Genomic DNA, 14,070 nt, shown 5'->3' with positions numbered 1-14,070 from the left:
CGTGCGCCTGATCACAAGAGGCGGGTTGGATTGGACAAAGCGCTTTCCATGGATTGTCGAAACCGCGCGCAAGCTCAATGCTCGACGGCGAAACCGTCGTGCTCAACGTCGACGGCATCTCCGATTTCGACGCCCTGCATTCCCGCAAGCACGACCACGAGGCGCAGTTCTACGCCTTCGATATGCTGGCCGGGGACGGTGACGACTACCGCCGCCTGCTGCTCTCCATGCGCAAGACAAACCTGGCGCGATTGCTCGCCCGCCGGGCGGAGGGGATCTTCCTCGCCCCGTTCGAGCAAGGCGAAATCGGCCCCGATCTATTCCGCGAAAGATAAGCTGAAATTATCCGCGGCGCTATGCCATCTTCGAGCGCGGGGGCCGCCTTCGCCGCCGCGCTGAACGGGTCGGGGTTCGGCCCGACACCACCTCAATCTGAGGCTTGGGATTGGACAACTGTGGGAAGGAAAGTGCATGAAGCTGCCCGCCCGCTGACAAACCGAGGTAACAATTAGATCGCCCTCGCCGTCATAAATTTTTGATTTTAAGGCATCGAACCTTTCTGCTGTTCCAGTTTTCCTAGGGCTGGGGCACCAGCAGGAGACGGATAAGCAATGACGGAACGCTCTCAACTGGCCAAAGCACCGCGAGACCACCTTCTAGAGGAGGCGCGAAAGGAACTGGCTGATTTCGAGCGGAGAGAGAGAGAATTTAGCCGGAAGGATCGCGAGGAACGAGCCGCGGAACAGGGCCTTCCTTACACCCAAATCGTTTGGCGGAGACTGCAGTCGGTTCTAGGTCTCTAGTCCTTGCGTCGTGATCGGCGGGACTTGCTGGCGTCAACGGTCCCGCCTTTGCCTCGGCGTGCCACAGTTGCCGCTCGTCACGTTCCAGGTCGCGGCTGAACCGCTCTCTCTGCCAAGCCGCACGCGTAGGTTCTCACGCCCCTACCAAGCGTTCATAGGCTAGAGCTTCACAGACCGCACTGCTGGATGGTCCGACGGGTAAGCTCTCGCCGCTCTTTTAGAGCTTCAAGGCTATCGGTAAATGCACGAAGCGTGCGCTCTGCAATCGCCGTGTCGTGACCGGCGACGCGCTCTTTGTCGAATTCAGCGATCAGCTCGATGGTCGCCATTTCAGCTCTAGCGATCAATTGGTCGGCCTGCGCAAGCATTGCCACTTCCCTGGACCGATCCATGAGCGCACAAGCCTCTTCTTTTCTGGACGCACGTGGTTAGAACGCCCGATCACACCGGGGGTTCAATGCGACGCAGACGGGACATTCCCCATCTGCGGCTTCGCTCAACTGCCGTCCAATCTCCTCCCTAACGGACTTTTGGATCCCAATTCGTGCCGTCGCTCCTGACGATCCTCTTCGCGCTCGAAGGCGTGGCTTTCGGAGACCTCAGAGTAGAATGGGCGGACCGCAACGGCACGGGTCGTCTCCAAGGCGTAGCGAACGGCCGCGTTGAGATCGTCGGCATAACCTCTGGCGGACATGTCCGGACTTCTGTCGCATTATGCTTTACAGCGAGGCCCGGAGTACCTAGGAGCCCGGTCCTTCGCCTGCGATGTTGCCGACGCAAGCTGAAACTAAGCAAAGCGCCCCTTCATCGGTCTACCAAGAAAACGCCGCCCCGACCGGTGGCTGAGGCCCGAAAAAACCGCCCGAAATTCGTAGACACCCCGTTAGAAAGCCTTGGTTCGTCTGTGGTCCGTTGTGGCGAATAGACAAACCTAAATCGTTGATTACTTAGGAAAGTGGGACTTCGCTAGGGAGCGCCAACAAAATCAAAGACTTGCCCATTCCTTCTTCCGCTGTGTCCGATGGACCTTTGAGACGTGGCGAGCGTTGATGTCTTCAAGCCAGGGCAGGATCGCGAACCCGGAGTTCCGGTCGTGAGTATGGTCCCTTTAGAACTTGAAAGGCGGTCCGCGCAGCGGTGGGCCGCCAGATTTGAACGGTCTATTTCGCCAGCTCAGCAAGAACGCCAGCCCGACAGCGACAGTCCGCAGGTTCGCTCTCCCACAAAGCAAAAAAAGCCACCTGTCAGGATGCGGCCGCGGCGCATGGAGAACCCGCCGGCCTAGGGGCTGGCAGTTGGTCGTTCACCGCCGAGCTCGTCGATGATGTGCTGATCCAGCCCGATAACCGCGGATCAGACTCCAGCAACTGGAGTGGCACCATGACGCAGAACTTCGTAACCGTGTGTGTCGTCGCCGCTTTGATTGTCATGGGCTTGCTTGCCTTCGTCCACGAGCGACATGGAGAGTGCCTGCACGGGCGCCTGGTCAGAACCCATATGCCCTGCGGATCGGTCAGCCCTTCAATATAGGGCGCCGAACCGAAGTGGCGCCGGCGCTGGAACGTCGGTCCCTCCTGCGCATTCAAGCGGGATGAGGCAGCTTGCTTTCGGCTTGGCTGCTTTAGGCGGCTCGCTGATCCTCTTCGTCCTGTGGTTGGGACATCACGAGCAACAGGCGGCCGTCGAGCGGCTGGAGCGCTACGAGATCCCCCATACCGACCGGTGATCTGCCGGATCGAGTGGGACATCGCGGTGTGCGACTCCGACGGTCCTGCGATCTCCTAAAGTTGCGCGTCGGGCAGTTCCGTGAATGGGATGGCTGTACCGAAATTTTTCCCTCCCTCGCCCGAGCTCGCAAGATTTCTTTCGCACCTTGCGTGCTCAAAGCACCAGCTCAAGGACAGTGTGCCGCTGATCGTCACAACCAGGACGACACCTTTGACGGGCAATTGTCTTTAAGGACAATTGCACGCTCTGGATTTGTCGTCTTTTATCAGGGTGCCTATCGGCAACCCGACAGGCCTCACAAGCAACGGTCCCGTAGCTGCCGCCAGTTGCCGGACCGTTGCTGGGGATTGCGACCACAAATCACAGATGGCGTCGCGCGGGGACAAGGAGACGCTCGCGACTTCATTGACGATTGTGGTGTTGTTTACAGTCAGGCTGGGGAGCTTGAATTTAAGCGTCATGCTGATCGTGTGACGCAACGATTGTGTTTGCGTTCCAACCAAACGGGACGGCGCGCCTTTTTCATTTGCTTGTATCACCTCGGTGGGGAGAGCGATGAAGTATGGATTCGCGGCCGTCGGCGCTTGTGTGTCGGATCGGCAAGTCCGGAACACCCTAAAGCGCCGAGAACACCATTCGATTGCGAGTGCCGCGCTCTCCCGACTGGTTCGTAATCCTGTCTCGTGTCGATTGCTTCGCTATCGGCTGCTATCAACCGTTTCGTTAGCCGCCATTGTAACTGCCCAAGCCGCATTCGATGCGGGACTGTCGCCAGCGCTGGCGCAGTGCGCAGGTCCCGCGAGCAACACGATCTGTACGCTTGGCGGCAACCCCTATTCCGGCGGCATCAACGTCGATACCAACAACGGCACCGGCGGCACCCCCATCGGCCTCACACTTCTACCCGGTGTCAATGTCGTCATCCCCGCTGGCGCAGGCGGCGTTAACGCTGTCAACGCCGCCAACTCCACGGGCGTGACTTCGGGGAGTGCCAACATCACCATCACTACGGATGGCGTAACAATCAACAATACGGCCAATCCTCTCACGGCGAACAACACCGGATTGCGAATCCAGTCGAGCGGCGACGCGATCATCAGCGCAACGAACACCACGATCGACGTGGCCGGCACCGCAAGCGAGGACGCGATCGTTGCGTTCGCGATGCCAAACCTGACGGGGATTCCTCATCTGGCGGGCGTAACCTGGAGCGGCGGGAGCCTAACCTCCAGCGGAACCGAGGCTACTGGCATCCAGGCCGATAACCGCGGAACAGGAAATGCCGCAATAGTTGCTTCCGGCAATATCACGGGCACGCCGGGTGTGAGTGGGTCCGGCTTTTACGGCTTGATCGCTCATGCCGGAGACTCATTGCTTGTCCCGTCGGGAGCCGGCGATGCGTCGGTGACTTACAATAGCGGCACGATCAACGTGTTTGGAAACAGGCCTCGTGGCATCGTCGTATGGGTCGAGGGCGACGGGTCGGCATCGGTCACCACCAGCCCCGGCACCGTCATCACAGTCAGTGGCGCGAACCCCGGGGACAGCAGCCCTACACAACCTGTGAAGGCTGGGATCGCCGTCCAGTTGGATTCGGCCACCGCAGCAAACGGTCGGTCGCTAACTGCGAGCGTAGCATCGACCATCATGAGCTTCGGGACCGCGGTCCCCGATTCGAATATTTTCAACAACCCCGTAGCTATCCGAACCATCAGTTACGCCGACGCGCCAACCACGGTGACCTACACCGGTCCGGGCATTACCACCCAGGGCGGTGGCGGCGCTGGCATCGTTGCCCTTTCCGGCAGTGGCAGCATCACCGTCAATGCCACCGGGCCGATCGATACGACCAACAGCTCCAATGCTGTTGGCATATTGGCTGACAGTGGCACGATACTCGCCAGAAGCAACGGGCTGCTCACCGATACCCAGACTTTGCACGGGCCGATTGCGCGCTCCACAACGACAGGACATGTCGAAGTCAACGCGGCCAACGTATCGACACCGGGACAGTTCGGTACCGCAATCGGCGCAACCAGCGGCAGCGGTGGCGTGACGGTCAATATCGCGCCAGGCGGATCGATCATGGGCGGCTGGCAGGCCGACCTGACCAGTGTCGGGCCGATTTGGGGTTTGCAGGCTACCGGTGTTTTCCTCAGCTCCGCCGGTGGGATCGCGACCCTGACCAATGACGGAAGTATTGGGGCACTGTCCGATCGCGCCATTGCCGGCGATCCGATCATCATCAACAACGGCACCATCACGGGTTTTGTCCAGCTCGCGGGTGTGAACGATGTCATCAACAACGGCATCTTCAACTTGCGCCATTTCGCCGACACCAATGGTGACGGAGTTCGCGACACGCTGCGTGTCGCGGTTTCAGATCTTGGTGGCGGTCCCAGTACCTTCACCAATAACGGAACGTTGGCGTTGCTGGGCGGTCCCGGGGCGACCATCCTTGATGCCACCGGCCAGTATTTGCCACTGGGACTGAATTTCAACGCGATGGCGCTCGGCGGGGCCAGATTCTCGGTGCGACCAGCTTCACCAATTCCGGCATCATCGATCTGCAGGCCAATCCGGTTGCCGGTGACGTGTTGCTGATTTCGGGTGGCCATACGCCCGGAATGAACGGTGGTGGCACATTCATCGCGAACGGCGGTCAGCTCCTGCTCGATACCGTGCTGAACGAGGGGGGCGCCAACTCGCATTCCGACGTGCTCGTGGTCGATGGCACCTCCCTTGGCGCTGGCGGTGCGACGCGGCTTTTTGCCAAGAATGCCGGTGGTGCCGGCGCGCTGACGGTCAACGACGGCATCCTGGTCGTGCAGGCACTTGATCCCGGCCGGTCAGCCGGTGGCGTATTCACGCTCGGCGCTCCCGCCGTCGCCGGCCCTTACGAATACACCCTGTTCCTGGGCGGCGTCGGCGCCGATGCAGGAAACGGCAACTGGTACCTGCGCTCGACGCTGAATTGCACGCTGACCCCGAACTTGCCGGAGTGTCAGACACCGGTTCCTCCCATTCCACCGACGCCGACCACTCCAAACTTCCGCATCGAGACCTCCCTCTATGCGGCGATCCCGTCGATGGCGCTCCTGTATGGCCGCAATCTGCTCGACACATTGCACGAGCGCGTCGGAGAGGAGTTCGATCCAACCGCGGCCCCAGCCGGATACTACAAGGCCGCCCCGCTCGTTCCCGGCTCACCATATCTTGGCTGGGGTCGGATCATCGGCGTCAACGGTACCCAGCACGGCGATAGCCTCGGCGTGTTGAGTGGTGGCACCGGCGGTCCGCGTTTTGAATACCAATTCCTGGGGCTGCAGGCGGGCATGGATTTCCTCCGCCAAGACCGACCCGATGGTTCGCGCGATCACGCCGGTGGTTATTTCGCAATCGGCGGCAACCAGGGACAGGTCACCCATTTCGACGGCAGGGAAGGCAACAGCGACTTCACCGCCTACACGCTCGGCGGCTACTGGACTCACTTCGGGCCGAGCGGCTGGTACCTCGATGCGATCCTGCAGGGCACCTTCTACGACATCAACTCGACGGCTAGCCGCGGCCTGCCGACATTCAGGACCCAAGGCCAGGGTTTGGCCACCTCGTTCGAGGGCGGCTATCCCTTCAAGTTCGCCGGCGGCTGGTTCATCGAACCGCAGGCGCAGCTGATCTATCAGAACATCAACATCCATGACGCCTCCGACGTCGCCGCCCAGGTCCGCTTTGCCGACGTCGATTCGCTCGCCGCTCGATTTGGCGCAAGGTTTGGTCGTACATGGGCACTTGACGGGTTCGCGCAACAAATTACCGCCTGGATCCGGCCAAACCTCTGGAACGAATTCCGCGGCAACCCGGTCACGTCGTTCTCTTCAGAGACCGGCTTCATTCCGTTCTTTGCTGATCTCGGCGGTCTCTGGGGCGAGCTCAATGTCGGTGTCAGCGCGCAGGTGAGACCGAACACAACGCTCTACGCCAACGCGTCCTACCAGAGCCGGTTTGACGGCGGCGGATTCGCCTACACCGGCAAGGCCGGACTGCGGGTAGGCTGGTGACGGGTAAGATTGCCATCGTCGAAATCAGAATGTCCCGTCCCGGCGAGGATAAGGAGCGCCCTCGCGTCGGAGACGCGAAAAAAGCTATTGGAGCTCCCCCATACGCTCATCAACCAATTGAGTTTGAAGGAACTACCGGCTCCGCCGGGGGAGCCAGCGCCGGACTTGACGAAACCAACGTATAGCTATCGCAATACCGCGAATTCCGGCCTCATCGGTCGGCATGAGGAACGAAACAGTCTGGATCATCCTCCCCGCGATCGGGTTCGCCATTGTCTTGGCGACGATCGTCCTGCTCATCGGCCGGTGATATCTAGGTTCCGCCAGCCCGAGACCTCATCCGGACTGTCGCAGATCTGAAAATGTAATAGAGTTCGACGAGAGGATATTTCATGCTGCCTTCCGTCGATGACGTCCGCCTTCGTCCGGTCGAGCCACACCATGCACCGGCCTTCAGTTTCGCGCTGCTGATCGTCTCATGCATGCTTGCGAGCTTCGCGCTCGCCTGTGCAACGCCCTTTGCGGCGTTCTCGGTCATTGCCGCGGCGACACTGCCGCTACGGCCGGCGCTGCTTGTCGTCGCCGGTGCGTGGCTCGTCAATCAGACCATCGGGTTCGCCGCGCTTCACTATCCGATCGAGCCAAGCACGATGGCCTGGGGCCTTGCGATCGGTGCCGCCGCACTGACTGCGACCGCGGCAGCATCAGTCGTGCTCCAGCATCTCTCCTCGAAGAGCACGCTGCTCGTGCTCACGCTTGCGCTCCTTTGTGCCTACGGCGCATACGAGCTCACGCTGCTCGCTGTCACGCCTCTCCTTGGCGGTGCCGGTGCCTTCACGACGGCAGTCGTGGCGCGCCTCGGACTGCTCAACATCGCATGGTTGATCGGCCTCGTTGCGACCTGCGAAGTCGTTCGGCTGGTTGCCCCCGTGCGTCGCGGTCACGTGCTTTCGCGATGACGGGCCGGCCCATGGTCTCGATGGCCGCGGGGCGGTCTTAACCGCGTTCGACTGATTGCCTTGTCTTGGCCCAAATTGCTGAGGCAAACTCATGTCGACCGTGCCTTGTGCGCGGCCATCGTTGTCATTGCTCGCTTGCGATCGGAGACCGAATGGCTGTCAACAAGATCACCTGGGAACGCGTCGGCCGAGTCACCGAGCCTGGACGCTACATGTACACGTTCGGCTGGCTGACAATTACGGAGGGCGACCTCCAGGTCTGGCAGCAATATCCCGATGCGGCCTTCACGCTCCTCGCGCACGTGCCGTCGGCCGATGCCGTCGGCGATGAATTCCATCTCGGCGCGTTCGACATCTCGCCCGACGCTCAATCAGCTTCCGACAGCTCATATGCGGGTGCGGCGACAGGTGAGCTGCACTAGCGGCGCGTCTGCATCGGACGCGGAGCGCCGCCGGGAACAGATGGCATAGCTGTTGCTTTGTCAGGGGCATGATACACCTTGCCGCTCCCGATCAGGCCGTCGTGCTATTTGTTTTGTGCGGGTCTTCTGGCAGCTGGAGCAGGTGCGCTCGCGCCGCAACCAATCGCCGCCTCAACGATAGGCGCTCCAAGTGCCTCCGCCTGCCCGGCTTTTGCGATTTCGCTTATGGACACGCGGTACGAACGCGCGCATCGTGGCGCGAAGAAAAGGTCTGAATTCTTTGATTTTTCGGACTAATCATCGCTCTATGCAATGTGCGCGGTGCTTGATGTAAAAATCGAGCGGAAATGGTTATGCACTTGATTGCGCTGGGGCTTTTGATTCGCGCGCCGCGCACTGATGAACGGAAGCTGTCGGGACCGTTAAGCGTTGCGACAGCAAGCACATGACACATCGTCGCATCGCTTCAAGTGGATAAGCTGACCAAGGGAACCTATTGTCCGGCCGATGATGACACTGCTTGAAGCATTGCCGACCGTGATCGGGACGGCCGCCGTCGCACCGGCCTTGTTGATGCTCTGGCTCGTCATCGCGGCCGAAGAGCGCCCCGGCCCGCCGGCCCAGGTCTGGACCGCCTTCCTGCTCGGCGCGGCCAGCATTTCGCTGCTGGGGCTCGCGCGTGCGCCGTTCGCCAAGATGGTCGCAGCCCCCGACGATCCCTGGGCAGCGCTCGCCATGCATTCGATCTTCGGCGTGGCGCTGCCGGAGGAAGCGGTGAAGGTCATCGCCATCGTGCTGGTCTCCTCGACCAAGCGGCGGACCTTTGCCAATCCGATGGACACAGTGGTCTATGGCGCCGCAGTCGGGCTCGGCTTTGCCGCCTACGAAAACCTCGCCTATCTCGTGCAGCATGCCGACATGTGGCGCGCGCTCGCGGCCTTGCGCAGCGTGCTCACAGTGCCCTTTCACGGCGCACTCGGCATCATTGCGGGAGCCTATCTCGCCATCGCCCGCTCGGGTACGGCGCTCGGCGCGCATCGTCATCATCGCGACTGGGCGCGTTTCTCTAGCCGCGTCCTGATGCTGATGGGGCCGCTCGCACTGCATGCGAGCTTCGATTTTCCGCTGCTGACCTTGCAGCGGATGCCCGACCTCGACCCGAATGTGCGGATGTGGTTCGGCGCGGCGAGCCTTCTGATCGGATTCAGTTCGATCGCTTTCGCCATCCGCCTGGTGCGGCGTGTCGCGCGCCACCACGCGCCGCGCACTGAGGTCGCGCGCGAGCGCCTCAGCCAGCTCCGGCGCATGTGGGCGCTGCTGGTGATCGGCGGCGGCGTCGGCTTTGTCGGCCTCGCCTTCGTGCTGACCTCGATCCATCACTGGCTGGTCAATCCCGATCACAACGTGACCCTGGTGCTCATTCCCATCGGTCTGACCTCGATCCTGCTCGGTATCGCCCTACTGGTTGTCACAACGGCGATCTACGTTCTCGGCCGCAACCGCATCCGCACCAGCGCGGAAGGGTTCTCATCCGCGCCCTGAGGCGGGTGGTCACCGCGGAACGCACACACTAGAGTGAGCCGCATCTCGTCGTTGCGGCCCTGGAGGTCTCCATGACGTCGCCCGAGCAATTTGCGCGCTTGCAGTCCGCCATGAGCCGAGCAGTCAAGGCGCATTGGAAAGCCTTCCTGTTCGAAGGCATCCTGCTCGTCATTCTCGGCATCGCCGCGCTGATCCTGCCGCCGCTCGCGAGCCTTGCGATCACGATCTTCCTCGGCTGGATGTTCCTGATCAGCGGCATCGGCGGGCTGCTCGTGACCTTCTGGGCGCGCAGCATGCCGGGCTTCTGGTGGTCATTGATCTCCGCGGCGCTCGCCGTGCTCGCCGGCATGGTCCTTTTGGCGCGGCCGATGCAGGCGGTGCTGACGCTGACGATCGTGCTCGGGGCATATTTCCTCGCCGAAGGCGTCGCCACCATCATGTATGCGCTGGAGCATCGCCGCGAGCTGACCGGCCGCTGGTCGTGGCTCGTGATCTCCGGCCTCGTCGACATCGTGATCTCGTTCCTGGTCATCACGGGCCTGCCCAGCTCGGCCGAATGGGCGATCGGTATCCTCGTCGGGATCAACCTCCTGTTCGGCGGCGCCACGCTGATCGGCATCTCGCTTGCGGCACGCAACAGCAACACTTGATCGACGCGTCGCGCTCACCCTCTTGTTTGGGGGGTGACAAGCCCTAAATGCTGCGCTATAGAGCCCGCCATGATCACCTTCGCCACCAGCTATTTTTGGTACTTTAGCTACGACAGCTCGCTGGCGGCGGGAGGATCGCGCTCAATCTGACACATTGCAGCAAGACATCTGAACAGCCGCCAGACCTGGCGGCTTTTTTATTGGCCGGCAGGTTCTCTAACAACAGGAGCCCGCCGTGCTGAGCACGACCGACGATCTTCGCATCCGCGAACTTAAAGAGCTGAGCACGCCGGAAGAGGTGATGCGGGAGATCCCGCGCACGCTCACCGCAACCCGCGTGGTAATGGCGGCGCGCAATGCGATCCATGCCATCCTCAACGGCCAGGACGACCGCCTTCTGGTCGTCGTCGGGCCCTGCTCCGTGCACGATCCCGAGGCCGCGATCGACTACGCCGATAAGCTCGCACGCCTGCGCGAGGATCTTGCCGACCAGCTCGAGATCGTGATGCGGGTCTATTTCGAGAAGCCGCGCACCACCGTCGGCTGGAAGGGTCTGATCAACGACCCCGACCTCGATGGCAGCTTCGACATCAACAAGGGCCTGCGGCTTGCGCGCAGCGTGCTCTCGGCCGTCAACAATCTCGGCCTGCCCGCCGGCGCCGAATTCCTCGACATGACGACACCGCAATACATCGCCGACCTCGTGTCCTGGGCTGCGATCGGCGCGCGCACGACCGAAAGCCAGATCCATCGCGAGCTGGCATCGGGGCTGTCCTGCCCGGTCGGCTTCAAAAACGGCACCGACGGTAATGTTCGCATCGCTGCGGACGCGGTGAAATCGGCCGCCCATCCGCACCATTTCATGGCGGTGACCAAGCGCGGCCGCTCGGCGATCGCGTCAACCGCCGGCAACGAGGACTGCCACATCATCCTGCGCGGCGGCAGTAAGCCGAACTACGACGCTGCGAGCGTTGCGGCGGCCTGCAACGAGCTCGCCAAGTCCGGCGTTGGGCCGCGCCTGATGGTGGATGCGAGCCACGCCAATTCGAGCAAGGAGCCGGAGAACCAGCCGATCGTCACCGCCGACATCGCCGGCCAGATCGCTGGTGGCGAGAGCCGCATCATGGGCGTGATGATCGAGAGCAACCTCGTCGCCGGCCGCCAGGACGTGGTGCCGGGCAAGCCGCTCACTTACGGCCAGAGCATCACCGACGGCTGCATCGATTGGACGACGACGGCGAGTGCGCTCGAGCAGCTCGCCGACGCGGTCGAGATCCGGCGCAACGCACAGCGCGCGGGCATTCACGAGCGCTCTGCCTAGGCGGACCCTTGCGGGCGGGGCGAGCTGTCGCGCCCTGCCCGCGGAGAATAACCTAGCACCCGCGGCAGATGCTCTTGATCTTCTTGTCGAGCGCCTGGTTTTCCTTGCTCAGGGGATCACTGGGATCGCTGAGGTTCTTCTCGTTCGGCACGTCCGAGGCGCGCGGCTGGCGATGGCCGACCGGTGCGGGCAGTACGGATCCGCCGCCGGATTGACCCGACGTCGTCGATCCCTTGCTGCCGGTCTGGGCGATGGCCGTGCCGCCGAACAGGACCAGCAGCGACAGTGCCACGACGATTTTTCTCATTCTGCTCCTCCACTCCGAAAGGCCGGTGCGTCCTCGTCTTGTCCGCTCAGCTCTCAGGCGGATAGAGATGAACGTCGCCGCAATAGTCAACGATACGATAGCGCGTTTCCGACGCCGCATCACCTTTGGCGGCTGCGGTATTTTGCACCGCCAACACGTAATTCGGGCCAACCGGTGATTTGCCGGCGCCACCGGGAAGATCGAGCACGAACTCCGGCTGACACAATCCCGACACCCGGCCGCGCAGCTCGCGCATCAAGGCCTGCCCGTCCGCGAGCGTGGTGCGCAGATGCGACGTGCCCGGCGCGAGGTCGCCGTGATGCAGGTAGTAGGGCTTGATCCGGCATTCGACGAAAGCACGCATCAAATCCGACAAAGCGGCGACGCTGTCATTGACGCCGCGCAACAGCACCGACTGGCTGACCATCGGAATACCGGCATCAACGAGGCGGGCGCAGACGTCGCGCGCCTTGTCCGTAAGCTCGCGGGCGTGGTTGGCGTGCAGCGCGACCCAGGTCGTGGCGCCCTTCACCTTCAAGGCGGCGACCATCTCGTCGGTGACGCGGTCGGGATCGGCCACCGGCACGCGGGTGTGCAGGCGGATGACCTTGACGTGATCGATCCCGGCGAGATCGGCCATGATCTCGCCCATCCGCCGCGGCGACAGCATCAGGGGATCGCCGCCGGTAAGGATCACCTCCCAGATCTCGCTGCGCGCGCGGATATACGCGATCGCTGCGCGATAGGCGCTCTCCGACAGCGCGTTCTCCTTGCCCGGGCCGACCATTTCCCGGCGGAAGCAAAAGCGGCAATAGACCGCGCAGACGTGCACGAGCTTGAACAGAACCCGGTCGGGATAGCGATGCACGATGCCAGGAACCGGCGACCAGGCGTGATCGCCGATCGGATCGGCATCCTCGCCCGGCTGGACCTCGAGTTCCGCAGCATTCGGAACGAATTGCCGCGCGATGGGATCATCGGGATCTGAGCTGTCGATGAGACTGGCGAGCTCCGGCGTGATCGCGACCGCGTAGCGCGAGGCGACGCGCTCGAGCGCCGCGAGCTCCGGGGCCGGCGCGAGACCGCGCTCTACGAGCTCGCTGGGCTCACGCAAGGTGCGTGCAAGATTGGCCTTCGTCATGTCTCACCCTGAGGCGGCGTCCATACCACCTGATCAATCCGTTGTGCGCCGCTCGCCAGCATCACCAGCCGGTCGAAGCCGAGCGCCACGCCACTCGCTTCCGGCATTTGGCCGACGGCGGCAAGAAAATCCTCGTCCAGGGGATACGCCTCGCCGTAGCGCCGCTGCTTCTCCGCCATCGACAGTTGAAAGCGCCGGCGCTGCTCCGGGGCATCGGTCAATTCGCCGAAGCCGTTGGCAAGCTCCACCCCGCAGGCATAGACCTCGAACCGTTCGGCGACCCGCGGATCGTCCGCCTTCGCCCGGGCCAGCGCTGCCTCGGGAGATGGGTATTCGAACAGAATGGTCAAACGCCCCTGCCCCAGATGCGGCTCGACGTGCTCGACCAGGACCTTGCTGAAGATATCCGACCAGGTGTCGTCCTCCGTCACCCGCACCTTCGTCCCGGCGGCAGCGGCGAGCGCATCGCGGTCGCCCTCGTCGCCTAAAATGGTCGACAGCAGGTCGATGCCTGCGAATTGCTCGAAGGCATAGGCAACCGTCAAAAGCTCCGGCTCCGCGGAGGGGTCGGCGGTCCGGCCACGGAATGAGAACCGGCCGATTCCGGTCGCCTGCGCGGCGTGTGCGATCACGACGACGCAGTCGGCCATGATGGCGTCATAGGGGGCGCCAGCGCGGTACCATTCCAGCATGGTGAATTCGGGCAGATGCAGGTCGCCCCGCTCCCGGTCGCGGAACACCCGCGCCAGCTCGAAAATCCGGGGCTCACCGGCCGCAAGCAGCTTCTTGCAGGCAAATTCCGGCGAAGTCCGCAAATACCGCGTCACCGCGCTACCGTCGGGGCGAATGATCCCGGTTCGGGGCGCATGCAGATGGGTTTCATTGCCCGGCGAGACCTGCAAAACCGAGGTTTCGACCTCGACAAAGCCCTGCTCGGCGAAGAAGGCCCGGACTGCCGCCGTGATCGCCCCCCTTGCCTGGAGGAACGGTCGTCGGTCGATGTGCCGGTTGGGGGCCCAAAACGGGCTGATGGGCTTGTCCCCAACCATCAACGGACCATCCCGGGGGGCAGCAAAATGCTGGCATCCAACGGCAAAATCAGTATGTTGCGGCCCGAAAAGGGCGCCGAGGTCCGACTC

General features: G+C 62.5%; 13 protein-coding genes. 9 read left to right on the top strand and 4 right to left on the bottom strand.

Features of this window, described 5'->3' with window-relative positions:
* Positions 1 to 77 precede the first annotated feature (77 nt).
* Complete coding sequence (locus SO140_RS03200; RefSeq protein ID WP_498542316.1) at positions 78 to 335, top strand: DNA ligase-like domain-containing protein; 258 nt, start codon at positions 78 to 80, stop codon at positions 333 to 335.
* A gap of 635 nt (positions 336 to 970) precedes the next feature.
* Here the strand turns inward: SO140_RS03200 and SO140_RS03195 are convergent.
* Positions 971 to 1,171: a hypothetical protein gene (locus SO140_RS03195; RefSeq protein ID WP_498542315.1), complete on the bottom strand. Its 201-nt coding sequence runs from the start codon at positions 1,169 to 1,171 to the stop codon at positions 971 to 973.
* A gap of 1,223 nt (positions 1,172 to 2,394) precedes the next feature.
* On the opposite strand from SO140_RS03195, the gene SO140_RS03190 reads away from it, so the two are divergent.
* The 8 genes from SO140_RS03190 (at position 2,395) to SO140_RS03155 (ending at position 11,483) form a co-directional block, all read left to right on the top strand.
* On the top strand, positions 2,395 to 2,529 hold the full coding sequence (locus SO140_RS03190) for a hypothetical protein (protein ID WP_449381753.1): 135 nt from the start codon (positions 2,395 to 2,397) through the stop codon (positions 2,527 to 2,529).
* Positions 2,530 to 3,086: 557 nt separating this feature from the next.
* On the top strand, positions 3,087 to 5,135 hold the full coding sequence (locus tag SO140_RS03185) for a beta strand repeat-containing protein (protein ID WP_498542314.1): 2,049 nt from the start codon (positions 3,087 to 3,089) through the stop codon (positions 5,133 to 5,135).
* Entirely contained in the window at positions 5,126 to 6,589 is a 1,464-nt protein-coding gene (locus SO140_RS03180; RefSeq protein ID WP_498542313.1) for an autotransporter family protein, read from the top strand. The genes SO140_RS03185 and SO140_RS03180 overlap by 10 nt, the downstream gene beginning before the upstream one ends.
* A gap of 392 nt (positions 6,590 to 6,981) precedes the next feature.
* A complete protein-coding gene (locus SO140_RS03175) occupies positions 6,982 to 7,548 on the top strand; it encodes a hypothetical protein (protein WP_449381751.1) in 567 nt (188 codons plus the stop codon).
* A gap of 152 nt (positions 7,549 to 7,700) precedes the next feature.
* On the top strand, positions 7,701 to 7,970 hold the full coding sequence (locus SO140_RS03170) for a hypothetical protein (protein WP_449381750.1): 270 nt from the start codon (positions 7,701 to 7,703) through the stop codon (positions 7,968 to 7,970).
* A 510-nt stretch (positions 7,971 to 8,480) separates the two neighbouring features.
* The gene (locus SO140_RS03165; protein WP_498540063.1) at positions 8,481 to 9,512 is read left to right on the top strand and encodes a PrsW family intramembrane metalloprotease; all 1,032 of its coding nucleotides are present in this window, start codon (positions 8,481 to 8,483) and stop codon (positions 9,510 to 9,512) included.
* A gap of 71 nt (positions 9,513 to 9,583) precedes the next feature.
* Complete coding sequence (locus tag SO140_RS03160) at positions 9,584 to 10,162, top strand: HdeD family acid-resistance protein (protein ID WP_449381749.1); 579 nt, start codon at positions 9,584 to 9,586, stop codon at positions 10,160 to 10,162.
* A 235-nt stretch (positions 10,163 to 10,397) separates the two neighbouring features.
* Positions 10,398 to 11,483: a 3-deoxy-7-phosphoheptulonate synthase gene (locus SO140_RS03155; RefSeq protein WP_449381748.1), complete on the top strand. Its 1,086-nt coding sequence runs from the start codon at positions 10,398 to 10,400 to the stop codon at positions 11,481 to 11,483.
* 52 nt (positions 11,484 to 11,535) lie between these two features.
* Here SO140_RS03155 and SO140_RS03150 read toward each other — a convergent pair whose 3' ends face one another.
* From SO140_RS03150 to epmA, 3 genes are read right to left on the bottom strand one after another with little or no spacing between them, the layout of a single operon-like run.
* Entirely contained in the window at positions 11,536 to 11,790 is a 255-nt protein-coding gene (locus tag SO140_RS03150) for a hypothetical protein (RefSeq protein WP_449381747.1), read from the bottom strand.
* A gap of 46 nt (positions 11,791 to 11,836) precedes the next feature.
* Complete coding sequence (locus SO140_RS03145; protein WP_449381746.1) at positions 11,837 to 12,931, bottom strand: lysine-2,3-aminomutase-like protein; 1,095 nt, start codon at positions 12,929 to 12,931, stop codon at positions 11,837 to 11,839.
* Positions 12,928 to 13,980, bottom strand: a complete 1,053-nt coding sequence (gene epmA, locus SO140_RS03140) for an EF-P lysine aminoacylase EpmA (protein WP_449381745.1) — start codon at positions 13,978 to 13,980, stop codon at positions 12,928 to 12,930. The genes SO140_RS03145 and epmA overlap by 4 nt, the downstream gene beginning before the upstream one ends.
* Positions 13,981 to 14,070 lie beyond the last annotated feature (90 nt).

The organism is Bradyrhizobium sp. UFLA05-108, assembly GCF_059803455.1.
This window is presented reverse-complemented; position numbering and strand designations above follow the sequence as displayed.